This is a genomic window from Mesorhizobium sp. YL-MeA3-2017, from assembly GCF_030814575.1.
In the GTDB taxonomy this organism is placed as follows: Bacteria; Pseudomonadota; Alphaproteobacteria; order Rhizobiales; family Rhizobiaceae; genus Mesorhizobium; species Mesorhizobium terrae.
Window position 1 is genome coordinate 5,023,226 of sequence record NZ_JAUSVH010000001.1, and the last position, 21,637, is coordinate 5,044,862.

Here is a 21,637-nt window from a genome sequence, read left to right on the forward strand (position 1 = left end):
AATGGACCACGTGCTGAACACTACGGCTCCCTATGATGTCGAGGCGATCCGCCGCGACTTCCCGATTCTGTCGCGCGAGGTCTACGGCAAGCCGCTGGTCTATCTCGACAACGGCGCGTCGGCGCAGAAGCCTTTGGCCGTGATCGAGGCCATCGACCATGCCTACCGCAACGAATACGCCAACGTGCATCGCGGCCTGCATTTCCTGTCGAATGCCGCCACCGATGCCTATGAAAAGGCACGCGAAACCGTGCGGCGCTTCCTCAACGCGCCGAGCACCGACAACATCGTCTTCACCTCGAACACCACGGCGGCGATCAACACGGTCGCTTACGGCTTCGGCATGCCGAACATCGGCGAGGGCGACGAGATCGTGCTTTCCATCATGGAGCACCATTCCAACATCGTGCCGTGGCATTTCATCCGCGAGCGCCAGGGCGCGAAGCTGGTCTGGGTGCCGGTCGATGATCTCGGCGCCTTCCACATCGAGGATTTCGAGAAGAGCCTGACCCCGCGCACCAAGCTGGTCGCCATCACCCAGATGTCGAACGCGCTGGGCACCGTGACGCCGATCAAGGAAATCTGCCGCATCGCGCATGAGCGCGGCATTCCGGTGCTGGTCGACGGCAGCCAGAGCGCCGTGCACATGCCGATCGACGTGGCTGATCTGGATTGCGATTTCTTCGTCTTCACCGGCCACAAGGTCTACGGCCCCTCCGGCATCGGCGTGCTCTACGGCAAGAAGGAGCGGCTAGAAGCCATGCGCCCCTTCATGGGCGGCGGCGAGATGATCGAGGAGGTGACCGAGGACATCGTCACCTACAACGATCCGCCGCATCGCTTCGAGGCCGGCACACCGCCGATCGTGCAGGCGATCGGGCTGGGTGCGGCGCTCGAATATATGGAAAAGGTCGGGCGCGAGCGCATCGCCGCGCATGAGGCCGAGCTGAAGGCCTACGCGCATGAGCGGCTGCGCTCGATCAACTCGCTGCGCATCTTCGGCGACGCGCCTGACAAGGGCGCCATCATCTCCTTCGAACTCAAGGGCATCCACGCCCATGACGTGTCGATGGTGATTGATCGGCAGGGCGTTGCCGTCCGCGCCGGCACCCATTGCGCACAGCCGCTGTTGAAACGCTTCGGCGTCACCTCCACATGCAGGGCATCCTTCGGCATGTACAACACGCGTGCCGAGGTTGACGCCTTGGTCGAGGCGCTGGAAAAAGCACGGAAATTCTTCGGGTAAGCACCATGCAGGACGCCGCCATCACCGAACAAGAGACGCCACCGCCGGCCGCTGCCGCCTCGGCCATTCCCGCCGACGAGCTGGCGCGCATCACCGACGACATCGTCTCGGCGCTGAAGACCGTCTACGACCCCGAAATCCCGGCCGACATCTATGAGCTCGGCCTGGTCTACAAGATCGACATCGAGGACGACCGTTCGGTCAAGATCGACATGACGCTGACCGCGCCCGGCTGCCCGGTGGCCGGCGAGATGCCGGGCTGGGTCGAGAACGCCGTCGGCGCCGTCGAAGGCGTTTCCGGCGTCGAGGTCAAGATGGTGTTCGACCCGCCATGGACGCCCGACCGCATGTCGGAAGAGGCGCAGGTCGCGGTCGGCTGGTATTAGGCCAGACGCCTGCCTCTAATAACAAAAATTGCGCCATTTTTGACATGTGCTATGATGCACTGACGCAAGGAGCCAAGTCATGAACGTTTCTCTTGGCGAGCGCTGGGAAAACTTTGTCGCGACGGCGGTCGAGGAAGGCCGTTACGGCTCCGCGAGCGAGGTTGTGCGCGAAGGTCTTCGCCTCGTGGAGGAACGGGAGGCCAAACTGGCGTCCCTTCGACAGACGATCAAGGCTGCCATCGATCGCGGCGGCAGCCATAGCGCCGAAGAGGTCGAAGCCGCGGTCAAGGCCCGGCTCGACCGGTTGAATCTCGGCGAAGCGTCGCGCTGATGAGCAGACTGCGCTTCACCAGCGAGGCGCTCGAGAATCTGGCTGACATCGCATTCTATATTGCAATGAGCACGGGCAGCCGCCCGCTTGCGGAGAACTTCGTTAAGCAGATAACGCAGAAATGCGGCCGCCTTGCATCTCTCCCTGGCACGCTTGGGCGCGACAGGTCCGAACTTCGGACCGGTCTACGCAGCATCGTATTGAAGGGCTACGTCATTTTCTTCCGCTATCGAGACGATATCGTCGAAGTGGTGACAGTTCTGGAAGGTCATAGGGATATAGATGGCTACTTTCACGACGAAGAAAGCTGACCGACTTGCCAATCGGCGCTTCATCGACCATCTATGGGGTATCCGCGGGCCTTGAACCCGCGCGAAAGTGGAGAGTGACATGGGACGCTTCGCCGTCATTTCGATGACCGACAAGGCCGCTGAGCGCGTGCGCGAGATCATGGCCACGCGCGAGAATGCGCATGGCATCCGCCTCGGCATCAAGAAGGGCGGCTGCGCCGGCATGGAATATACGGTCGACCTGGTGACCGAGCCCAATCCCAAGGACGACCATATCGAACGCGACGGCGCCCACGTCTATGTCGCGCCGGAGGCGGCACTGTTCCTGTTCGGCACCGAGATGGATTTCGAGCAGACGACGCTGCGCACCGGCTTAACCTTCCGCAATCCGAACCAGTCTTCCGCTTGTGGCTGCGGCGAATCGGTCGAGCTGAAGCCCGCCGACCTCAAGGCGCTGGCCGAAGCCCGCGCCCAAAGCGCGGCGTAAGGTTTTTGCGGCGGTGGGCGCGGAAGCCTATCGCTGGGCTTGCGCTTTTTCATGAGCGCTTCCATCTCGATCCGACCGGCCAGTGCCGCCGATCATGTGCGGCTTGCCGTTTCACGCGGCCTCGGCCGGGTCGACTGGACAGCCGATCGCAATAATTCTCGCCTGCTCGCTTTCTATGACGAAACCGGAGCTATGCGCGAGGAAGACAAGGTCTTCTTCCGCCTGAAGGGTGAAGCACTGAAGGAATTTGCCGGCGAGGACTAGCGCCTCTTTCTTCTCCCCGTTTACGGGGAGAAGGTGGCCCGAAGGGCCGGATGAGGGGCAGAGCTAGCTTCGAAAAGTCCGCGCCGCCCCTCATCTGCCTGCCGGCATCTTCTCCCCGTGAACGGGGAGAAGACAGAATCCTCATTCCACCCACATGCCGGTCCGCCGATGCCAGTCCGCGATCGATTCCTCAGGATAGAGAGCAAACACCTTGTCGCCGTCGCGGATGTTCGGCTCCGTCCAGCCGGCCTTGTATTTCAGCATCAGATGCGTGCGCTCCGGCGGCGCCGGCAGGTCGGTGTCGACGGCCGACGCGAAGGGATGCACGAGTTCGGGCCAGGTCGGATCGTAGAGCCACAGCGCCGAGCCGCAGTGCGTGCAGAAATTGCGCTCGCCGGTGGCGGTTTCGCAGACCGGCCGTTCGTCGTCCTGGATTTCGGCGCGATAGACGCCGAGCTTTTCCCCGCCGCTCACCTTCAGCGTCGCGGAGTTGGCGCCAAGATTGATCGCATAGCCGCCGCTGCCCTGCTGCTTGCGGCAGATCGAGCAATAGCAGAGCTGATAGGGCACGGGCGTGTGGCTCTCGACCTCGAAGTGGACGGCGCCGCAACGGCAGGAGCCTTGAAGAAGCATGGGCATGATCGTCTCCTCGCTGGATCGACCCTATCCTACAGCCGATCGGCTCGAAATCTGTCAGGAGAACTTGCCCGGCGTCGTGACGAGTGCGTCGGGGAGTGTCATGATCGTTTCATGGACAATGACGCTATCGCCGATCTTTTCGCCGGCCTCGGCCCGGTCGACATCCGCCGCCTGTTCGGTGGCAAGGGCATTTATTTCGACAATGTCATCATCGCCATCGATCTGCGCGGCGAATTGATGCTGAAGGGCGATGCCCAGCTGGCTTCCGAGTTCGAGGCCGCCGGCTGCAGGCAATGGAGTTATGTCGGCTCCAAGCATGGCAAGCAGGTTTCCATGCCTTACTGGACCGTGCCCGACGGTGCCGTCGACGATCCCGACGAAATGGCCGCCTGGGCGCGCAAATCCTACGAAGCGGGCCTGCGCGCCGGAAAATGAGGCGTCCGAAAATCCCTGCCGATCAACGGCAGGGATAGGCGTTCATCTTTTTCTCGAAATCGATATCGACGGACGACGTCAGCTTGCCGTTGAGCGCGTAGCCCTGAAACACGGAATAGGCGGCTGAGGCCGTAAAGCCGTGTTTTTCAAGGAATTTTACGTTCTCGGCTTCCGCCTCCTGGCTGCCCAGCTTATCGAAGCGAGCATACCATTTGCTGTAAGCCGTATAGGGCTTCTTGTTGTAGGGCGCCTTGGTCTGCAAGCCGGCGTCGATCCACTTCTTGAAGCTGGCCTCTTTCACGAATGCCCTGCCTTCCTTGATCTGCTTGGCCACCTGCTGCTCGTAAGGCGAGCATTTTGCGGCGGCCTGCGCGCCTGCCATGCCGGTTAGCAAAGCGGTGGCGCAAAAGGCAACGACGGTCAGTTTCCGCTGTATCGACATTCATCCCTCTCAACGACGGCGTTTCGTAAACTTAAGGAGTGTCCGGCAGGGCGCTCCTTTTCAGCGTCGAGACCCTACAGCGCCTTGGCAACCCGCGCCGCGACGCGGGCATTGTTTTCCACCAGCGCGATATTGGTCTTCAGGCTGCGGCCGTTGGTGAGTTCGAGGATTTTGCCGAGCAGGAACGGTGTCACCGACTTGCCGGTGACATTCTGTGCTTCCGCCGCCTTCTGCGCCGCCTCGATATAGCCGGCCATTTCGGCCGCCGGGATCTCGTCGGCGACCGGAACCGGATTGGCCACCAGCACGCCGCCATCGATGCCGAGCGCCTGGCGCGTCTTGAACAGCTTCGCGATCTTTTCGGGTGCGTCCAGCGTCAGCGGCGCGCGGAAAGGCGACTGCCTCGACCAGAAGGCCGGCATCGTCTCGCAGCCATGGCCGATCACCGGCACGCCGCGCGTCTCCAGCACTTCCAGCGTCTTTTCGATGTCGAGGATCGCCTTGGCGCCGGCCGACACCACGATCACCGGCGTGCGGGCCAGCTCGTCGAGGTCGGCGGAGATGTCAAAGCTCTTTTCGGCGCCCTTGTGTACGCCGCCGATGCCGCCGGTCGCGAACACCTTGATGCCGGCCATATGCGCGGCGATCATGGTTGCCGCCACCGTCGTGCCGCCGGTGCGGCCTTCGGCGACGGCGAAGGCGAAATCGGCGCGCGACAGCTTCATGGCATCGCCCGTCATGGCCAGCGATTCGCGCTCGCCGTCGGAAAGGCCGATCTTGATGCGGCCCTTGACCACGGCGATCGTCGCCGGAACCGCGCCTTCATCGGCAATGATCTTCTCGACATTGGCCGCCATCGCGCCATTGTCGGGATAGGGCATGCCGTGGGTGATGATGGTCGATTCCAGCGCCACCACCGGGCGCCCGGCTGCCAGTGCTTCCGCCACCGGGGCGTGGATGTCGATATAGGGGCGGGCGGTTTCAAGCGTCATTGGAAATCTCCGGTCGGCTGCCGCGCTGTCTGTGCTGCGCCGTCAACAATCTGTTCGGGCCGTCCTCATGCCACTTCCCGCGCCTGCGGCACAAGGGCCAGGGCTGCGGCAAAGGATGCCGGGGTGAAGTCGGGTATGGCGAGCGGGCTTTCGATGGCAAGCCCGGCCGCCGCCACGCCCTCGCGCAAGGCGGCGCGCAGCGGCTGGCCATGCAGCAATGCGGCGACAGTGGCGCCGGCCAGCGCATCGCCCGCGCCGGTGACGTCGACGACCGCGCGGGGCGGCGGCGGCGCGATCGAGAAGGCACCGTCCTTGTCGAAGCCGAGCGCCGGCCGGTCTCCCGCCGTCACCACGCCGCCGCGCAGGCCGATGCCGCGCAGGCCGGCCACCAGCTCGGCCTCGCCTGCGTCGCGCGCCAGGCCGGTCAGCGCCGATGCCTCGCGCCGGTTCATGAACAGCAAGGCAGGGCGCTCGAAGATCGGTGCCAGCCGCACCACCTTGGCCGGCGAGATGGCGATGACGAAGACCGGTTTTTCGCCGGCCGTCGCGGTCAGCCGCTCCAGCGCCGCCGTCGGCAAATTGGCGTCGGTGAGCACGGCGTCTGCCTGATCCACCGCCGTGCGCACGCTGGCGCGCCGCATCTGTTTGGGAAAGGCCAGCTCATAAAGCCCCATATCGGCGAAACCCACCACCAGCTCGCCGTCGCGGTCGAGGATCGCCGTGTAGCTCGGCGTGGTGCGGTCGAGGAATGTCGCGGAGAGGTCGGCGATGCCGGCCTCGGCGATGGCGCGCGCCACCGTCTCGCCGGCGCCGTCGCCGCCGCGTGTGGAGATGAGCGAGGCCGAAACGCCGCGCCGCACCACCGTGCGCAGCGCGTTGAAGACACCGCCGCCGACATCCTCGCGCATGGTGCCGGGGTTGGACGCCGCCGGCACATAGGCGCCCGCTACCTGGCCGCGCCGGTCGATATGCGCGCCGCCGGCCGCGAAAAGCTTGGGGGGCTGGTTCATGCCTGTGCCCCGATCAGGCCCGCGCGTGGCTGCGTCACGCTGCTCCTGCCGAATCGACCAGGCGTTTCCGGAGCGTTTGCCGCGATCGCATCTGGGGACAGGTTTTGCGGCTTGCTGACAAAACAAAAAAAGAACAAATACGGATAATTCATATTTTTCAACAGTTTGATGTGTCTTGCCAAAATAGAACAAAAAGGGTACATATTCACAGGAACCACCGGACGATCCGGCCTTCATTGACGACCAAGGGGTGATGTATCATGGCTCAGAATAGCTTGAGGCTTGTAGAGGACAATTCGGTGGACAAAACAAAAGCTCTGGACGCTGCGCTGTCGCAGATCGAGCGGGCATTCGGCAAGGGCTCGATCATGCGGCTCGGCGCCAATGAGCAGGTGGTCGAGATCGAGACGGTGCCGACCGGCTCGCTGGGACTCGACATCGCGCTCGGCGTCGGTGGCCTGCCACGCGGCCGCATCATTGAAATCTACGGGCCGGAAAGCTCGGGCAAGACCACGCTGGCGCTGCACACGGTGGCGGAAGCGCAAAAGAAGGGCGGCATCTGCGCCTTCGTCGATGCCGAGCACGCGCTCGACCCGGTCTATGCCCGCAAGCTGGGCGTCAATCTCGAAAATCTCCTGATCTCGCAGCCGGACACCGGCGAGCAGGCGCTGGAGATTTGCGACACGCTGGTGCGCTCGGGCGCCATCGACGTTCTGGTGGTGGACTCGGTCGCGGCGTTGACGCCGCGTGCCGAAATCGAGGGCGAGATGGGCGATTCGCTGCCTGGCCTGCAAGCCCGCCTGATGAGCCAGGCGCTGCGCAAGCTCACCGCCTCCATCTCGCGCTCCAACACCATGGTCATCTTCATCAACCAGATCCGCATGAAGATCGGCGTCATGTTCGGCTCGCCCGAAACCACCACCGGCGGCAACGCGCTGAAGTTCTACGCTTCGGTGCGCCTCGACATCCGCCGTATCGGCTCGATCAAGGACCGCGACGAGGTCGTCGGCAACCAGACCCGCGTCAAGGTGGTCAAGAACAAGCTGGCGCCGCCCTTCAAGGTCATCGAATTCGACATCATGTATGGCGAAGGCGTGTCGAAGACCGGCGAGCTGGTCGATCTCGGCGTCAAGGCCGGCATTGTCGAGAAGTCGGGCGCCTGGTTCTCCTACAATTCCCAGCGCCTCGGTCAGGGTCGCGAGAACGCCAAGCAGTTCCTGCGCGACAATCCGGATACGGCAAACGAAATCGAACTGGCGCTGCGGCAGAATGCCGGGCTGATCGCCGAGAAGCTCCTGCAGAACGGCGGCGCCGACAACGACCTAGACGACGCCGCGGAGGGGTGAGAAGCGGTCCGCGTTAGCGGACGAAAAGCCAACTGCTTGGCTTTTCGAGCTTCGAACGCCCCGAGCCTGCGAGGGGCCGGGCAGCGGCTCGCCTTGGAGCGAATTGAAAGGTCCGGTGGACCTTTCAAAGGGCTCGAACGCCCGAGGCCAAAGCCGAGGGCCGGGAAGCGTTCCGCGAAAAGCCAATTGACTGGCTTTTCGAATTTCGAGCACCCGAGGGCAGGCTTATCGCCCAACTGAGTTCACCGACCGCCGGCCTCGCGCCGGCGGTTCGCGTTTGAGCGCCTCATCCACCCGTCGAGACGGGCAGGAGCGCGCGACGCCGCGTGTTTCTGGACAGGGTGAAACGCTGCCGCTAAAAGGCCTAGTCCATTTCCGCCGCCTCGCGCGGCGGCTTCACCATAAAGGCAGTTTCGATGAGTGGCGTGAACGAAATCCGGTCGACCTTTCTCGACTATTTCCGCAAGGAAGGGCACGAGATTGTCGCCTCCAGCCCGCTGGTGCCGCGCAACGACCCGACGCTGATGTTCACCAATGCCGGCATGGTGCAGTTCAAGAACGTCTTCACGGGTCTCGAGAAGCGGCCCTATTCGCGCGCCGCGACCGCCCAGAAGAGCGTGCGCGCCGGCGGCAAGCACAACGACCTCGACAATGTCGGCTACACCGCGCGCCATCTCACCTTCTTCGAAATGCTCGGCAATTTCTCCTTCGGCGACTATTTCAAGGAACGCGCCATCGAACTTGCCTGGACCCTGATCACCAAGCATTTCGGGCTGAAGAAGGACAAGCTGCTCGTCACCGTCTACCACACCGACGACGAGGCGGCCGGCTACTGGAAGAAGATCGCCGGTTTTTCCGACGACCGCATCATCCGCATCGCCACCTCCGACAATTTCTGGGCGATGGGCGACACCGGCCCGTGCGGCCCGTGCTCGGAAATCTTCATCGACCGCGGCGAGCACATCTGGGGCGGCCCTCCCGGCAGCCCGGAAGAGGACGGCGACCGCTTCCTCGAATTCTGGAACCTGGTCTTCATGCAATATGAGCAGGTTTCGAAGGATCAACGCGTCGACCTGCCGCGCCCCTCGATCGACACCGGCATGGGGCTGGAGCGCATGGCTTCCATCCTGCAAGGGGTGGAGAGCGTCTTCGAGACCGACCTGTTCCGCCATCTGATCGACGCGGCGTCCTCCGCCCTCGGCCATGGCCCGAATGCCGATAATGTCGGTTCCTTCCGCGTCATCGCCGATCATCTGCGCTCCTCCTCGTTCCTGGTGGCCGACGGCGTGCTGCCCTCCAACGAAGGCCGCGGCTATGTACTGCGCCGCATCATGCGGCGCGCCATGCGCCATGCGCAGCTCTTGGGCGCTTCCGAGCCGCTGATGTGGAAGCTGGTGCCGGCGCTGGTGCGCGAGATGGGCCAGGCCTATCCGGAACTGGTGCGCGGCGAGGCGCTGATCACCGAGACGCTGAAGCTGGAGGAAACCCGCTTCCGCAAGACGCTGGTGCGCGGCCTCGGCCTGCTCGGCGAGGCAACCGACAAGCTCGGCGCCGGCGACATGCTGGACGGCGAGACCGCCTTCAAGCTCTACGACACCTACGGCTTCCCGCTGGACCTGACGCAGGATGCGCTACGCCAGCGCTCGATCTCCGTTGATCTCGCCGGCTTCACCGACGCGATGGAGCGGCAGAAGGCGGAAGCCCGCGCCCATTGGGCGGGCTCCGGCGAGGCGGCCACCGAGACCGTCTGGTTCTCCGTGCGCGACAAGACTGGCGCCACCGAATTCCTCGGTTACGAGACCGAGAAGGCGGAAGGCATCGTCGCCACCATCGTGCGCGATGGCAAGGTGGTCGACGACGCCAAGGAAGGCGATACGGTTGCCATCGTCGTCAACCAGACGCCGTTCTACGGCGAGTCCGGCGGCCAGATGGGCGATACCGGCACGATCACCGGCGAAGGTTTCCGCATCGACGTCACCGACACGCAGAAGAAGGCCGATGGCCTGTTCGTCCATCTCGGCAAGGTTGCCAAAGGCGCGGTGAAGACCGGCGTCGCCGTCGAACTCGAGGTCGACCATGCGCGCCGTTCGCGCCTGCGCTCCAACCATTCGGCCACGCACCTCATCCACGAGGCGCTGCGCGAGGTGCTGGGCACGCATGTCGCCCAGAAGGGCTCGCTGGTGGCGCCCGAGCGGCTGCGTTTCGACATCTCGCACAACAAGCCGATTTCGGCCGAGGAGATGGAAGTGGTCGAGCGGATGGCGAACGAGATCGTCGTGCAGAACAGCCCGGTCACCACGCGGCTGATGTCGGTCGACGACGCCATTGCCGAAGGCGCCATGGCGCTGTTCGGCGAAAAATATGGCGACGAGGTGCGGGTGGTCGCGATGGGCACCGGCCTGCATGGCGCCAAGGCCAACCGGCCCTATTCGGTCGAGCTGTGCGGCGGTACCCATGTGAAGGCGACCGGCGACATCGGCCTCGTGCGCATCGTCTCGGACAGCGGTGTGGCCGCCGGCGTGCGCCGCATCGAGGCGCTGACCGGTGAGGCGGCGCGCCGCCATCTCGATGAGCAGGACCGGCGCCTGAAGACGGTGGCGGCGACGCTGAAGATTTCGCCGGCCGACGTGCCCGCGCGGGTGGAAGCGCTGCTGGAAGAGCGCAAGAAGCTGGAGCGCGAACTGACCGACGCGAAGAAGAAGCTCGCCATGGGCGGCGGCGCTGCCAACGGCGCTGCCGAGACCGCGTCCGAGACGGTGGCCGGCGTCGGTTTCATGGGCAAGGCGGTGTCGGGTGTCGCGCCGAAGGACCTGAAGTCGCTGGCCGACGAAGGCAAGAAGGCACTGGGCTCCGGCGTGGTCGTGCTGGTCGGCGAGGCCGACGGCAAGGCGAGCGTCGTCGTCGCCGTCACCGAGGATCTCACCGCGCGTTTCAGCGCGGTCGATCTGGTGCGGGTCGCCTCGGCCGCACTCGGCGGGCAGGGCGGCGGCGGCCGGCCCGATATGGCGCAGGCCGGCGGCCCCGATGCCTCCAAGGCCGACGACGCGATCGCCGCGGTCAGGGCGACACTGGCGGCCTGAGCCACGCAAATTCTGGATGATCAATCGATGCCGGGCGTTTCGCCCGGCATTTTCTATTGTGCTGATGGGTGGCAATCACCGCCGACCCGATGCGCCGGTAGATCGCGTCATTCCGGCCGAGCGCAGCGAGAGCCGGAACCATTGGCCGCAACATCATCGAGCCCGGCCCGGTCCTCGTCCTGAACCGTTCATGCAGCAGGGCTGGCGTCGCATGTTTCACGGCTGTCTACGCGAACCTATTTCCGGGCCGCGCTGCTCAATGGGTTCCGGGTCGGCACTCGGCTCCGCCTCGCTTGCCCGGAATGATGAAGGTTTGGGATGCCGCTCCGTCATATTCCTCTGACGGCTCGAAACAGGGTGAAGATGGCGACACGCCGCCGTCATTCCGGCCGAGCGCAGCGAGAGCCGGAACCTATTGGCCCCACTTCGTCGAGCCCGGCCCGGTCCTCGTCCTGAACCGTTCATGCGGGAGGACCGGCGTCGCATGTTTTACGACTGTCTACGCGAACCCAAGTCCCGGCCGTGCTGCTCAATGGGTTCCGGGTCGGCGCTCGGCTTCGCCTCGCTTGCCCGGAATGACGAACGCCCGGAATGATGAGCGAAAGAAGCAGCGCGGGCGCGCCTCGAAGGCCGCACCTGATGCGCCTCGAAACGCGAGCGCTACTGAGCAATCACCGCCGGGCCGATGCGGTCGACGCGGTTGGTCCAGATCGCGCCGTCGAAGCGCGCCGGCAGCTTCTCCAGTGTCGTCAAATCGTCGACGCCGGTCGAATGTCTCGACCCGTCATTGTCGCCCAACACCACCAGCGTCGAACCGTTGGCGGCGAGCCGTTCGCTGAGCCGGTTGGGAAAACCCCAGGCAAACGGCGCGTAGTTGGCCGGCAGCATGAACAGCGTGTTGCGGCAGTCCGCCGGCACATGGCCGCTCCAACCAAGAGCGGCGTAACGCAACAGGCAGGGGATAACGCGGTCGGTGCCGAGCACCACCGCCTCCGGCAGCGCCGTCTTGTAGGCCTGCATCGCCTTGCCGCCGCCATAGACCATGATCGACTTCTGCCGCTCCGCCGGCATCGCGCCGATGACGTTGGCCAGCAGGCTTCCCTCAGTGATGTCGTCGCTCTTGATGTTGATGAGGAAACGCCGGTCGGGAAACGCGGCCAGCACCTCGTCCAAGCCGGGCATCAGCCCGACACCCTTGCCGCGAAACGGAAAGGTCTTGCCGCCGTCGGCCGTGTAGCCATAGCCGACATCCAGAGCCTTGAGTTCGGCCAGGCTCTTTTCGCGGGTCACGCCCTTGCCCTCCGTGCGGCAGTCCACCGTCCAGTCATGGAAGACCGCGAACTGGCCGTCGGTGGTCGGGTGCACGTCGAATTCGACGATGTCGGCGCCGGCCTCGAAAGCCGCCTTGAAGCCGGCAATGGTGTTTTCCAGGTAAGCATGCTCGGGCGGATAGATGCGGTCCGCCGTGCAGGTGTCGCGGCCCAGCCCGACATGCGAATAGGTCTGGCCAAGGCCGCGATGGGCGATCAGCATCGGGCGCCGCTCGCTTTGACCGGCCAGCAGGCTGCTGTTGGCGGCCCAGACGGCGCCAGCGGCGGCAAGGATGCCAAGAAAGGCGATTGTGCGCTTGCGCATGATTTTCCCCCGGGTTCGATGCGGCAACTATGCGCGGAACCGGGACGAAATCTGGACCAAGCTGTGCCGCTTTGAAGGCGGCTGTGGAAAAGGATGACGGGCGCCTGCCTTTCGGCAAGGCGTCCGTCGGTCCGCGAACGTCGATTGGTCCTACACCATTGCGAAAGTGTCGGGGTCGGGGCCGATCTTGCCCTTCGCGTCATCCAGCTTCTCGATCGCCGCGATGTCTTCCGCGGTGAGTTTGAAGTCGAACACCTGGAAGTTCTCGACGATGCGGGCCGGCGTCACCGATTTCGGGATGACGACATTGCCGATGTCGAGGTGCCAGCGCAGGATCACCTGGGCGACGGTCTTGCCGTGCTTCTTGGCCAGCGCTGCCAGCGCGGCGTCGTTGAGCAGTGTGCCTTGGCCCAGCGGGCTCCAGGCTTCTGTCACGATGCCTTCCTTTTCGTGATAGGCGCGCAGCGCCTTCTGCTGGAAGCGCGGATGCAGCTCCACCTGGTTGATCGCCGGCACCACGCCGGTTTCCGCCTTCAACCGTTCCAGATGGGCGATCTGGAAGTTGGAGACGCCGATGGAGGCGACGCGTCCTTCTTCGCGCAGCTTGATCAGCGCCTTCCAGCTGTCGACATAGCGGCCGAGCGAAGCCGCCGGCCAGTGGATGAGGTAGAGGTCGACGCTGTCACGACGCAATTTCTTCAGGCTGGCGTCAAAGGCCTTGAGCGCCGAATCATAACCCTGGTCGGAATTCCAGAGTTTCGTGGTGATGAAGAGTTCGTCGGCGGGCACGCTGGAGGCGGCCAGCGCGTCGCCCACGCCTTGCTCGTTGCGATAGATCGCGGCCGTGTCGATCGAACGATAGCCGGCCTGGATGGCCGCGGTCACTGCCGCGTTGGCGCCCTCGTTCGGCACCTGCCAGACGCCGAAGCCAAGCTGCGGTATCTGCTTGCCGTCGTTGAAACGGAGTGTTGGGCTCATGGTCTCTTTCCTGAAATCGTCGTGGGATGGCGGTCGATGGGAGGACGATGCCTGGGTTGGCCGATGGACATCGCCGGAAAGGATGGTCGCGGCCCGAACGGACCGCCACCCATAATCTGGGGCGCGCGCGTGACAACGGCAAGGAAACGACCGCCTGATTTCAGGTTCGGTACGAAAAAAGCTACTCGCACTGGAAGCCCTTAGCTGGAAGGAAGGGTCGCGAGAAAACTCTCGCGAACCTGCATCGCGTCCCACCAGCCGGACAGGGCGGGATTTTTCTCCAACATCGATGCCGCCACTGCAGCCTGCGCGAAGTAGAAAAACATCGGTGCCGCATGCAGGTCGGCCAGCGTCAGCTGCTCGCCGAGCAGGAACGTTCCGGGCTGCTTCAACCCGGCCAGTGTCGCGAGGCAGGCTTCGGCGCGCGGCAGGGCAGCCGTCACCACGGCGTCGTCGGGCGTTGCGCCTTGCCTCGGCTTGGAGACGGTCTCGACATAGATGTCCCACACCAGCGCCCGGTAGGCATAGGCGTCGAGCAGGCCGATGATCTGGTTCATCACCGCACGCTGGCGCGCCTCATGAGGCTGCAGGGCAGGGCCGTCGAAAGCCTCGTCGACATAACGCGCGATCGCCGTCGTCTCGAACAGGTTCAGCCCGTCATGCTCGAAGGCCGGTATCCTGGAGAAGGGGTGCAGGGCGCGATACCATTCGGGCGGCCCGCCCTCGGCGAAGATGTCGACCGGCACGACGTCGTGCTCGACCTGCTTTTCCATGAGCGTGAGCCGCGCGATGCGGACATAGACGCTGTAGTCGGCGCCATAGAGGATGGGTTTCGGCTGCTGGCTCATGGTGGCTCCCGTCGCCTCGTCTGAGTATCACGAAAATGCGCCGGTCGGTCTGGCCCTGAGACCGGCGCGTGGCGAGGCCAGATGGGGATCGCGTGACGCCGCTTATGGCAACCCGCAAGTCAGCAGGATTTGTCAAATCTGGCTATGGTTGTTTCCGGCCGATCGATTTGCAGGGGGGCGACATGAATGGCGAAACGGCATGGGCAGTCTACGAAGCGCGTCTGAGGCGCGTTTCGAACCACATCCACGAACACCTCGACGAGGAGCTGGATATGGACCGCCTGGCCGAGATCGCCTGCCTGTCGTCCTATCACTGGCACAGGATCTACCGCGCCATCTACGGCGAAACGGCGACCCAGACGGTCAAGCGTCTGAGGCTCCACCGTGCCGCCGGCGATATCGTCGAGACGGATCTCAGCGTCAGCGAAATTGCGAAACGATCTGGCTATCCCAACGTCCAGTCGTTCAACCGCATCTTCAAGGCTGCCTACGGCATGCCGCCGGCGCGCTACCGGAAAGAGGGAAGCCACACGCTGTTTGAAACCAATCAGAGAAAGGCTTCCCATATGTTCGACATTTCCATCCGCACGCTCCGGCCCACCGAACTGGTCGGCGTTTCCCATCAGGGCTCCTACATGAACATCGGCAAGGCGTTCGAGCAGCTGTTCGGCACGCTTTATGCCCGTGGTCAGGGCAGGCCCGATATGCGCATGATCGGCGTCTATCTCGACGATCCCAATGTCGTCGCCGTCGACAAGCTGCGTTCCTTCGCCTGCGTGGAGGCGGATGCGCCGGCGCAGGCGCCGCTGGAACGCCGCACGCTCGAAGGCGGCGAATACGCCGTTCTGCGCCACAAGGGGCCCTACGCGGAAATGCACAAGGCCTATCAGTGGCTCTACGCGGAATGGTTGCCGATGTCGGGCCGCAAGCTGCGCGACACGGTGATGTTCGAGGAATATGTCAACAACCCGCGCGACGTGCCGCCGGCCGAACTGCTGACCGACATCAACCTGCCGCTGGTGTGAGGTGCCTTTCCTTCTCCCGCAAGGGGAGAAGGGACGTGCATCGCCCAACAAAAAAGCCCCGGAAAATCCGGGGCTTTTCACGACCTTTGGCCGGCGCTGCCTACGCCATCGCCTTCTGCAAATTCTCGTCGATCTTGTCGAGGAAACCGGTGGTCGACAGCCAGGGCTGATCGGGGCCGATCAGCAGCGACAGGTCCTTGGTCATGAAGCCCGACTCGACGGTCTGGATGCAGACCTTTTCCAGCGTCTCGGCGAACTTCTTCAGCGCGGCATTGTCGTCCAGCTTGGCGCGGTGGGCGAGGCCACGCGTCCAGGCGAAGATCGAGGCGATCGAGTTGGTCGAGGTTTCTTCGCCCTTCTGGTGCTGGCGGTAGTGGCGCGTCACGGTGCCGTGCGCGGCTTCCGCTTCCACCGTCTTGCCGTCCGGCGTCATCAGCACCGAGGTCATCAGGCCGAGCGAGCCAAAACCCTGCGCCACCGTGTCCGACTGCACGTCGCCGTCATAGTTCTTGCACGCCCAGACATAGCCGCCCGACCACTTCAGCGAAGAGGCCACCATGTCGTCGATCAGGCGGTGTTCGTACCACAGCTTGCGCGCCTTGAACTCGGCCTCGAATTCCTTCTCGTACACTTCCTGGAAGATGTCCTTGAAGCGGCCGTCATAGGCCTTGAGAATGGTGTTCTTGGTCGACAGGTAGACCGGATAATTGCGCAGCAGGCCGTAGTTCAGCGAGGCGCGGGCGAATTCGCGGATCGACTCGTCGAGATTATACATGGCCATCGCCACGCCGGCGCCCGGCGCGTCGAACACGTCGTGCTCGATCACCTGGCCGTCGTCGCCGACGAACTTGATCGACAGCTTGCCCTTGCCCGGGAACTTGAAATCTGTCGCCTTGTACTGGTCGCCGAAAGCGTGACGGCCGACGATGATCGGCTTGGTCCAGCCCGGCACCAGGCGCGGCACGTTCTTCATGATGATCGGCTCGCGGAAAATGGTGCCGCCGAGGATGTTGCGGATCGTGCCGTTGGGCGACTTCCACATCTTCTTAAGCTTGAATTCCTCGACGCGCTGCTCGTCGGGCGTGATGGTGGCGCATTTCACGCCCACGCCCCACTTGTTGATGGCGTTGGCCGCGTCGATCGTCACCTGGTCGTTGGTGGCGTCGCGGTGCTCGATGCCGAGGTCGTAATATTCGAGGTCGATGTCGAGATAGGGGTGGATCAGCTTGTCCTTGATGAACTGCCAGATGATGCGGGTCATCTCGTCGCCGTCGAGTTCGACGACGGGGTTAGCCACCTTGATCTTCGCCATAAAGAAAGCCTCGCTGCTGGTCGGGAAAGGGCCTCGCGCAGGGCTCGGCCGTCAGATGCGGCTCTCATAGCAAAGCCGAAACCGGCACGCAAACGGCTGGAACGTCGCTGCGGGCTAAGTTGGCCCGCGGCGGCGCCAATGCCTATTTCTTCTTCTGTTTTGGAGGCATCGGCCCGACGAATCGGGTGGCCATTGCCAGCCATCCTTTCAGCGCCGCGTCGTCGAGTTCGTCCGCTGTCACGATCACGAACCCTTTCATCTCGCGGCCGGTGAAGTTCATGCGCGCCGCGCCCGGCCGCGACAGCGCTTCCGCTTCCTGGGCTTCGCCCACGCGCACAAGCAGGCCGCCACCCTTCATCGTACCGGCCAGCATGTTGCCGTTGAGCGTAAAGCACAGACCTCCGAACATGCGGATTTCGGCAACGTTCGGATCGTCGCCGATAACGGCGCGGATTTGTTCGACAAGTTCATCCGTCACGGTCGATCCTTTGCCAAACTTTCTTTTCCGTTTCTAAATATGGCAGCGACGCGCAAATGCCGCAAATCTACCTGCGCCCCGCAGCCCGCACGCGCTCGACAGCGCAGTGCAGCCCTGCCAAGCTGCGCGTATGGAACCACTTGGCCAGACCGAACTTCGACTGATGCAGAGCCTGGCCCAGGAGGTGACCGCGCTGCGGCCCGAGTTGCTGAACGGCGACGCCACCGTCGGCGAACTGGCCTGGGTCTGGGCCAAGGATTTCGATGCGCTCGGCCCATTCTGGCGGCATCGGTTGTGGCTCGTCGACGGCCGGCTGGCTGGCTGGGGCTGGGCGCATCTGCCTTACAAGGTTCCACGCGGCGACGGCACGTTCCGCGAGAGCGACACCGCCAATCTGATCTGGCAGGCGCATCCGGACCGGCCGGAACTGCTGGTCGACATACTGGACTGGTACGACGAGGTGGCGGGCGATGTCGACCGGCTGCTGACGATACAGTCCGCCGATGTCGCGGCGCAGGCGATTGTCACCGCGCATGGCTACGCCTTCGACACGGAGGCCGGTGGAGACGACGGCTCCTGGGTGCAGTTCAACATGCGCGAGCTGACCGACGTGCCGAACCCGGCGCTGCCCGAAGGGTTCCGCTTCCTGACCGCCGCGGAAGTCCCCGCGGCGGACGCGGTCAACGTGCATCGCGACGCATGGCATCCCTCGGCTTTCAACGAGGCGGCGTTCGAGCGGGTCCGGCACACCTGGCCGTATCGGGCCGACCTGCATGTGCTGGTCGCCGCACCGGACGGCGCCCTGGCCGCGACCGCGATCATCTGGCTGGATAAGGCGACGCAAACCGCCGAATTCGAGCCCGTCGGCACGCATCCGCAGTTCCGGCGGCGAGGGCTGGGTGCCGCGTTGCAGCTGCACGGCATGCATCTGGCAAAAACCGCCGGCGCGAAACACATGCTGGTCGCCTGTCGCGGCGCGCCGGCCCACGCGGCCGCCCGCGACATGTATTACAGCGTCGGCTTTCGCGCCTTCACCCGGGACCTGCCGCAGATCAAGGTTGCGGGGTGACGCCTGTCTTTGCCAACCCTTCATTTTCCCGGCCGAATATGGCAGGGGTCGCGACAATGTCGCAAATGAGCGTTTTCTGGTTGCAATGACGAATTCTTCACACGAAGCGGGCGGCCCCGCCATCATCCTTGTCGAACCGCAGCTCGGCGAAAACATCGGCATGGTCGCGCGGGCCATGGCGAATTTCGGCTTGGGCGAACTCCGGCTCGTCAACCCGCGCGACGGCTGGCCGAGCGAGAAGGCGCGCGCGGCGGCAAGCCGGGCCGATCATGTCATCGACGGGGTCAAGCTATACGATGACCTGCCTTCGGCCGTAGCCGACTTGAATTTCGTCTTCGCCACCACGGCGCGCGAGCGCGACGGTTTCAAGGAGGTGCGCGGGCCGGTGGAGGCGGGCAGGGCGCTGCGGTCGCGCCAGCGCGATGGCCTGAAGACCGGCATTCTGTTCGGGCGCGAGCGTTTCGGCCTCTATAATGAAGAGGTCGGCCTCGCCGACGAGATCGTCACTTTCCCGGTCGATCCGGCCTTTTCCTCGCTCAACATCGCCCAGGCCGTGCTTCTGATGTCCTATGAATGGATGAAGTCGGGCCTGGAGAGCGAGACCGACACCAATTTCGCCGGCCCGGAAATGTTGCCCGCCACCAAGGAACAGCTGCACGGCCTATTCGCGCATCTGGAGGCGGCGCTGGAGGCGCGCGGCTATTTCAGGCCCGCCGCAAAGAAGCCCAAGATGGTCGACAATCTGCGCGCCGTTCTGACCCGCGCCGGCTTCGCCCAGCCGGAATTGAAGGTGCTGCGTGGTGTGGTTGCGTCGCTCGATTATTTCTCGCCGAAGGAGCCGCGCGGCGCCGGCTATCCAGAACGCAAGGCCAAGGCCGATCGCGCTGCCCATGCGGACGATGACGCCGACACGCTGCCGCCCGAGGGCGGCAAGGGTCTCGATAACGACTGAGGCATACCATGGCTGAGCAGCCGATCCTGATGTTCGATTCCGGCGTCGGTGGGCTCACCGTGCTGCGCGAGGCGCGCGTCCTGATGCCCGACCGCCGCTTCATCTATATCACCGACGACGCCGCCTTTCCTTATGGCAATTGGGAAGAACCGGCGCTGCTGGCGCATCTTCTCACTTTGTTCGGGCAATTGCTGGAGCGTTATCGCCCGGCCATTTCGGTCATCGCCTGCAACACGGCGTCGACGCTGGTCATCGACGCGCTGCGCGAGACGTTCCCAAGCCATCTTTTCGTCGGCACTGTGCCGGCGATCAAGCCGGCGGCTGAGCGCACGCGCTCCGGCCTGGTTTCGGTGCTGGCGACGCCGGGTACGGTCAAGCGGCAATACACGCGCGACCTGATCGCGAAATGGGCGCAGAAATGTCATGTGCGCCTGGTCGGCTCGACGGCGCTGGCGGGCCTCGCCGAGGTCTATATGCGTGACGGCTTCGTCGACGAGGAAGCCGTGCGCGCCGAGATCGCGCCTTGTTTCATCGAGCAGGACGGCCGTTTCACCGACATCGTCGTGCTTGCCTGCACGCACTATCCGTTTTTGGCCAACCGCATGCGCAAGACCGCGCCGTGGCCGGTCGACTGGATCGATCCGGCCGAGGCGATCGCGCGCCGCGCCTTGTCGTTGCTCGATGGGGCGCAGCCGGGCGGCCGCAGGGACTTCGCACCGAACGGCCCCGACATCGCCGTCTTCACCTCCGGCAAGCCCGACCACGCCATCCGGCGCCTGATGCAGGGTTTCGGGCTGACCACGGTTTCCTGACTTTTCGCCCTGGCCGGCCAAAAAACATACCGGACAAGAGGTCCGAGGACTGACCCTGTCCGGTATACGCCGTTACGGCGTTCGATGGTTCGGCTCAGTAGCCGAGCGTAAAACGCTTGCCGGTGTGCTTCGGCGTCTCGGCTTCGTCCAGCACGGCGTAGGCGAGATCTTCCACCGAGACATGGCTTTCGCCCTTGGCGTCGAGCACCGGCTCGTCGCCGCCCAGGCGGAACTTGCCGGTGCGTTCGCCGGGAGCAATGTGCGCGGCCGGCGACACGAGCGACCATTCCAGGCCGCTCTCCTTGCGCAGTTCGGCCAGCGCGTCGCGGGCACCGCGGGCGCCGTCGCGGTAGGCGTCCGGGAAATGCGGCGAATCGACGAGCTGGCTGCCGTCCGGCGCGTGCAGGCTGCCGGCGCCGCCCACCACGATCAGACGCACGCCCGCCTGCTTGGCGGCCGCCACAATGGCGCGCGAGCCGGCCATGTGTTTGTTGTAGATGTCGGGATCGCCCCAGCCGCCATTGAAGGCGGAAATGATGACGTCATGGCCGGCGATGAGTGAGGCAAGCTGCTTGACGTCGGTGACGTCGGCCTTGACCGCGGTGACGCCGGCGCCAGCCTGCACCTTGGCCGGGTTGCGCACGATGGCGGTGACGCTGTGGCCGCGCTGGGTGGCTTCCTTGGTGAGCGCGCCGCCGACGAAGCCGGAAGCGCCGATAAGGGCGATCTTCATGGATGGTCTCCTTGTCTTTCCCCTTCCCCTTGCCGGGAAAGATGGATATTTTCAGTAATCAGGTTATCACGGGTAACTACATAGCGACGACCGCCTGCCGCGAAAAGAACGCATGATTTCGTGCCCAGGTTACGCGAAAGGAACCGCATGAACGCCAGAACCAACGAAGCGGGCGTGCCGCTGCTTCACACCACGCCGGGTTTCGCCATCGACGCCGACGGCAATTGTCCGATCCGCGAGGCGCTGGACCGTTTCGGCGACACCTGGAGCATCCTGGTCATCCTCAACCTGCAGCCGGCGACCATGCGCTTCAACGCGCTGAAACGGTCGATCGAGGGCATCTCGCAGCGCATGCTGACGGTGACGCTGCGCTCGCTGGAGCGCGACGGTCTCGTGCGCCGCACCGTACGCCCGACCACGCCGCCGGAGGTGGAATACGCGCTGACCGAACTCGGCCAGTCGCTTGCCGTGCCGATCGCGGCACTCGGCGCCTGGGCCGCCGGCAACCGCGACAATCTGCGTGTCGCGCGCGCCGCCTTCGACGCCGCCGCCTGAGGCCGGAGCGCCGATATGTCGGCGCGGGCCTGAGCCAACGCACCGGACGCGGCCCGATCCCCGCGCTTGACAGAACGATGACAGCGGTCTATCGAACCCGCGCAACGCCGGGCCGTGAGGTCCGGTGCTTTGTTTTATGCCGCAAGGTCCCGGAATCATCCGGTTTCAGGTCCTTGCATCACCGACGTGTCCCGTGGATCTTCTTGTCGCTTGCGCGGAAGATCCTGTCAGGCTCCGAAAACGGGGGCCAGAGGAGGGCGCGTTTCCTTCACTCGGACCATGAGGTCCGGGT

25 protein-coding genes are annotated in these 21,637 nt (G+C 64.3%); 14 read left to right on the top strand and 11 right to left on the bottom strand.

The annotated features are described in order from the left end of the window. Nucleotide 1: 1 nt before the first annotated feature. The 6 genes from QFZ88_RS23645 (at nucleotide 2) to QFZ88_RS23670 (ending at nucleotide 3,004) form a co-directional block, all read left to right on the top strand. Complete coding sequence (locus QFZ88_RS23645) at nucleotides 2–1,246, top strand: cysteine desulfurase (RefSeq protein WP_024923807.1); 1,245 nt, start codon at nucleotides 2–4, stop codon at nucleotides 1,244–1,246. Nucleotides 1,247–1,251: 5 nt separating this feature from the next. Continuing rightward, on the top strand, nucleotides 1,252–1,632 hold the full coding sequence (locus QFZ88_RS23650) for an SUF system Fe-S cluster assembly protein (protein ID WP_024923806.1): 381 nt from the start codon (nucleotides 1,252–1,254) through the stop codon (nucleotides 1,630–1,632). Between the two features lie 79 nt (nucleotides 1,633–1,711). After that, nucleotides 1,712–1,963, top strand: a complete 252-nt coding sequence (locus QFZ88_RS23655; RefSeq protein ID WP_024923805.1) for a type II toxin-antitoxin system ParD family antitoxin — start codon at nucleotides 1,712–1,714, stop codon at nucleotides 1,961–1,963. Further along, on the top strand, nucleotides 1,963–2,274 hold the full coding sequence (locus QFZ88_RS23660; RefSeq protein ID WP_024923804.1) for a type II toxin-antitoxin system RelE/ParE family toxin: 312 nt from the start codon (nucleotides 1,963–1,965) through the stop codon (nucleotides 2,272–2,274). Before QFZ88_RS23655 ends, QFZ88_RS23660 begins: the two co-directional genes overlap by 1 nt. A 79-nt stretch (nucleotides 2,275–2,353) precedes the next feature. Then, nucleotides 2,354–2,740, top strand: coding sequence for a Fe-S cluster assembly scaffold SufA (gene sufA / locus QFZ88_RS23665; protein ID WP_024923803.1), 387 nt, complete (start codon nucleotides 2,354–2,356; stop codon nucleotides 2,738–2,740). A gap of 51 nt (nucleotides 2,741–2,791) precedes the next feature. Further along, the gene (locus tag QFZ88_RS23670; RefSeq protein WP_024923802.1) at nucleotides 2,792–3,004 is read left to right on the top strand and encodes a hypothetical protein; all 213 of its coding nucleotides are present in this window, start codon (nucleotides 2,792–2,794) and stop codon (nucleotides 3,002–3,004) included. Nucleotides 3,005–3,145: 141 nt separating this feature from the next. Here QFZ88_RS23670 and QFZ88_RS23675 read toward each other — a convergent pair whose 3' ends face one another. Continuing rightward, nucleotides 3,146–3,643, bottom strand: a complete 498-nt coding sequence (locus tag QFZ88_RS23675) for a GFA family protein (protein ID WP_024923801.1) — start codon at nucleotides 3,641–3,643, stop codon at nucleotides 3,146–3,148. Nucleotides 3,644–3,754: 111 nt separating this feature from the next. Here QFZ88_RS23675 and QFZ88_RS23680 point away from each other — a divergent pair, with 111 nt between their 5' ends. Further along, nucleotides 3,755–4,078 (top strand): TfoX/Sxy family protein, encoded by a 324-nt coding sequence (locus tag QFZ88_RS23680; RefSeq protein WP_024923800.1) that lies wholly within the window; start codon nucleotides 3,755–3,757, stop codon nucleotides 4,076–4,078. Between the two features lie 22 nt (nucleotides 4,079–4,100). Here the strand turns inward: QFZ88_RS23680 and QFZ88_RS23685 are convergent, their stop codons facing one another. The 4 genes from QFZ88_RS23685 to QFZ88_RS23700 form a co-directional block, all read right to left on the bottom strand. Next, nucleotides 4,101–4,520 (bottom strand): hypothetical protein, encoded by a 420-nt coding sequence (locus QFZ88_RS23685; protein WP_024923799.1) that lies wholly within the window; start codon nucleotides 4,518–4,520, stop codon nucleotides 4,101–4,103. Between the two features lie 74 nt (nucleotides 4,521–4,594). Next, a complete protein-coding gene (locus QFZ88_RS23690) occupies nucleotides 4,595–5,512 on the bottom strand; it encodes a pseudouridine-5'-phosphate glycosidase (RefSeq protein WP_024923798.1) in 918 nt (305 codons plus the stop codon). A 65-nt stretch (nucleotides 5,513–5,577) separates the two neighbouring features. Continuing rightward, nucleotides 5,578–6,522 carry a carbohydrate kinase family protein gene (locus QFZ88_RS23695; protein WP_065998109.1) on the bottom strand — a complete coding sequence of 315 codons (945 nt, stop codon included), beginning with the start codon at nucleotides 6,520–6,522 and terminating at the stop codon, nucleotides 5,578–5,580. Further along, nucleotides 6,519–6,740, bottom strand: a complete 222-nt coding sequence (locus tag QFZ88_RS23700; RefSeq protein ID WP_137900421.1) for a hypothetical protein — start codon at nucleotides 6,738–6,740, stop codon at nucleotides 6,519–6,521. Before QFZ88_RS23700 ends, QFZ88_RS23695 begins: the two co-directional genes overlap by 4 nt. A 42-nt stretch (nucleotides 6,741–6,782) precedes the next feature. On the opposite strand from QFZ88_RS23700, the gene recA reads away from it, so the two are divergent. Then, the gene (gene recA, locus QFZ88_RS23705; RefSeq protein ID WP_024923796.1) at nucleotides 6,783–7,868 is read left to right on the top strand and encodes a recombinase RecA; all 1,086 of its coding nucleotides are present in this window, start codon (nucleotides 6,783–6,785) and stop codon (nucleotides 7,866–7,868) included. A gap of 416 nt (nucleotides 7,869–8,284) precedes the next feature. Next, the gene (gene alaS, locus QFZ88_RS23710) at nucleotides 8,285–10,948 is read left to right on the top strand and encodes an alanine--tRNA ligase (protein WP_024923795.1); all 2,664 of its coding nucleotides are present in this window, start codon (nucleotides 8,285–8,287) and stop codon (nucleotides 10,946–10,948) included. Nucleotides 10,949–11,608: 660 nt separating this feature from the next. Here alaS and QFZ88_RS23715 read toward each other — a convergent pair. The 3 genes from QFZ88_RS23715 to QFZ88_RS23725 form a co-directional block, all read right to left on the bottom strand. Continuing rightward, entirely contained in the window at nucleotides 11,609–12,583 is a 975-nt protein-coding gene (locus QFZ88_RS23715; protein ID WP_024923794.1) for a glycerophosphodiester phosphodiesterase family protein, read from the bottom strand. Between the two features lie 150 nt (nucleotides 12,584–12,733). After that, nucleotides 12,734–13,561, bottom strand: coding sequence for an aldo/keto reductase (locus tag QFZ88_RS23720; RefSeq protein WP_024923793.1), 828 nt, complete (start codon nucleotides 13,559–13,561; stop codon nucleotides 12,734–12,736). 200 nt (nucleotides 13,562–13,761) lie between these two features. Then, nucleotides 13,762–14,409 carry a glutathione S-transferase family protein gene (locus tag QFZ88_RS23725; RefSeq protein ID WP_024923792.1) on the bottom strand — a complete coding sequence of 216 codons (648 nt, stop codon included), beginning with the start codon at nucleotides 14,407–14,409 and terminating at the stop codon, nucleotides 13,762–13,764. Between the two features lie 182 nt (nucleotides 14,410–14,591). Between QFZ88_RS23725 and QFZ88_RS23730 the strand changes: the two genes are divergently transcribed. Continuing rightward, entirely contained in the window at nucleotides 14,592–15,434 is an 843-nt protein-coding gene (locus tag QFZ88_RS23730) for an AraC family transcriptional regulator (protein ID WP_024923791.1), read from the top strand. Nucleotides 15,435–15,534: 100 nt separating this feature from the next. Here the strand turns inward: QFZ88_RS23730 and QFZ88_RS23735 are convergent, their stop codons facing one another. After that, nucleotides 15,535–16,746, bottom strand: coding sequence for an NADP-dependent isocitrate dehydrogenase (locus tag QFZ88_RS23735; RefSeq protein ID WP_024923790.1), 1,212 nt, complete (start codon nucleotides 16,744–16,746; stop codon nucleotides 15,535–15,537). 142 nt (nucleotides 16,747–16,888) lie between these two features. Beyond that, nucleotides 16,889–17,224 (bottom strand): TfoX/Sxy family protein, encoded by a 336-nt coding sequence (locus QFZ88_RS23740; RefSeq protein WP_024923789.1) that lies wholly within the window; start codon nucleotides 17,222–17,224, stop codon nucleotides 16,889–16,891. A gap of 163 nt (nucleotides 17,225–17,387) precedes the next feature. On the opposite strand from QFZ88_RS23740, the gene QFZ88_RS23745 reads away from it, so the two are divergent. From QFZ88_RS23745 to murI, 3 genes are all read left to right on the top strand, one after another. Next, nucleotides 17,388–18,293: a GNAT family N-acetyltransferase gene (locus QFZ88_RS23745; RefSeq protein ID WP_204367407.1), complete on the top strand. Its 906-nt coding sequence runs from the start codon at nucleotides 17,388–17,390 to the stop codon at nucleotides 18,291–18,293. 85 nt (nucleotides 18,294–18,378) lie between these two features. Next, nucleotides 18,379–19,245 carry an RNA methyltransferase gene (locus QFZ88_RS23750; protein WP_024923787.1) on the top strand — a complete coding sequence of 289 codons (867 nt, stop codon included), beginning with the start codon at nucleotides 18,379–18,381 and terminating at the stop codon, nucleotides 19,243–19,245. 8 nt (nucleotides 19,246–19,253) lie between these two features. After that, nucleotides 19,254–20,057 carry a glutamate racemase gene (gene murI, locus QFZ88_RS23755; protein WP_024923786.1) on the top strand — a complete coding sequence of 268 codons (804 nt, stop codon included), beginning with the start codon at nucleotides 19,254–19,256 and terminating at the stop codon, nucleotides 20,055–20,057. 94 nt (nucleotides 20,058–20,151) lie between these two features. Here the strand turns inward: murI and QFZ88_RS23760 are convergent, their stop codons facing one another. Next, on the bottom strand, nucleotides 20,152–20,790 hold the full coding sequence (locus QFZ88_RS23760) for an NAD(P)-dependent oxidoreductase (RefSeq protein ID WP_024923785.1): 639 nt from the start codon (nucleotides 20,788–20,790) through the stop codon (nucleotides 20,152–20,154). A 147-nt stretch (nucleotides 20,791–20,937) separates the two neighbouring features. Between QFZ88_RS23760 and QFZ88_RS23765 the strand changes: the two genes are divergently transcribed. Continuing rightward, nucleotides 20,938–21,345, top strand: coding sequence for a winged helix-turn-helix transcriptional regulator (locus tag QFZ88_RS23765; protein WP_024923784.1), 408 nt, complete (start codon nucleotides 20,938–20,940; stop codon nucleotides 21,343–21,345). Nucleotides 21,346–21,637: the final 292 nt, after the last annotated feature.

Coding starts and splice junctions, on each gene's coding strand:
- QFZ88_RS23645 (WP_024923807.1), top strand. CDS start 2: ATGGACCACGTGCTGAACACTACGGCTCCCTATGATGTCGAGGCGATC.
- QFZ88_RS23650 (WP_024923806.1), top strand. CDS start 1,252: ATGCAGGACGCCGCCATCACCGAACAAGAGACGCCACCGCCGGCCGCT.
- QFZ88_RS23655 (WP_024923805.1), top strand. CDS start 1,712: ATGAACGTTTCTCTTGGCGAGCGCTGGGAAAACTTTGTCGCGACGGCG.
- QFZ88_RS23660 (WP_024923804.1), top strand. CDS start 1,963: ATGAGCAGACTGCGCTTCACCAGCGAGGCGCTCGAGAATCTGGCTGAC.
- sufA (WP_024923803.1), top strand. CDS start 2,354: ATGGGACGCTTCGCCGTCATTTCGATGACCGACAAGGCCGCTGAGCGC.
- QFZ88_RS23670 (WP_024923802.1), top strand. CDS start 2,792: ATGAGCGCTTCCATCTCGATCCGACCGGCCAGTGCCGCCGATCATGTG.
- QFZ88_RS23675 (WP_024923801.1), bottom strand. CDS start 3,643: ATGCCCATGCTTCTTCAAGGCTCCTGCCGTTGCGGCGCCGTCCACTTC.
- QFZ88_RS23680 (WP_024923800.1), top strand. CDS start 3,755: ATGGACAATGACGCTATCGCCGATCTTTTCGCCGGCCTCGGCCCGGTC.
- QFZ88_RS23685 (WP_024923799.1), bottom strand. CDS start 4,520: ATGTCGATACAGCGGAAACTGACCGTCGTTGCCTTTTGCGCCACCGCT.
- QFZ88_RS23690 (WP_024923798.1), bottom strand. CDS start 5,512: ATGACGCTTGAAACCGCCCGCCCCTATATCGACATCCACGCCCCGGTG.
- QFZ88_RS23695 (WP_065998109.1), bottom strand. CDS start 6,522: ATGAACCAGCCCCCCAAGCTTTTCGCGGCCGGCGGCGCGCATATCGAC.
- recA (WP_024923796.1), top strand. CDS start 6,783: ATGGCTCAGAATAGCTTGAGGCTTGTAGAGGACAATTCGGTGGACAAA.
- alaS (WP_024923795.1), top strand. CDS start 8,285: ATGAGTGGCGTGAACGAAATCCGGTCGACCTTTCTCGACTATTTCCGC.
- QFZ88_RS23715 (WP_024923794.1), bottom strand. CDS start 12,583: ATGCGCAAGCGCACAATCGCCTTTCTTGGCATCCTTGCCGCCGCTGGC.
- QFZ88_RS23720 (WP_024923793.1), bottom strand. CDS start 13,561: ATGAGCCCAACACTCCGTTTCAACGACGGCAAGCAGATACCGCAGCTT.
- QFZ88_RS23725 (WP_024923792.1), bottom strand. CDS start 14,409: ATGAGCCAGCAGCCGAAACCCATCCTCTATGGCGCCGACTACAGCGTC.
- QFZ88_RS23730 (WP_024923791.1), top strand. CDS start 14,592: ATGAATGGCGAAACGGCATGGGCAGTCTACGAAGCGCGTCTGAGGCGC.
- QFZ88_RS23735 (WP_024923790.1), bottom strand. CDS start 16,746: ATGGCGAAGATCAAGGTGGCTAACCCCGTCGTCGAACTCGACGGCGAC.
- QFZ88_RS23745 (WP_204367407.1), top strand. CDS start 17,388: ATGCAGAGCCTGGCCCAGGAGGTGACCGCGCTGCGGCCCGAGTTGCTG.
- QFZ88_RS23750 (WP_024923787.1), top strand. CDS start 18,379: ATGACGAATTCTTCACACGAAGCGGGCGGCCCCGCCATCATCCTTGTC.
- murI (WP_024923786.1), top strand. CDS start 19,254: ATGGCTGAGCAGCCGATCCTGATGTTCGATTCCGGCGTCGGTGGGCTC.
- QFZ88_RS23760 (WP_024923785.1), bottom strand. CDS start 20,790: ATGAAGATCGCCCTTATCGGCGCTTCCGGCTTCGTCGGCGGCGCGCTC.
- QFZ88_RS23765 (WP_024923784.1), top strand. CDS start 20,938: ATGAACGCCAGAACCAACGAAGCGGGCGTGCCGCTGCTTCACACCACG.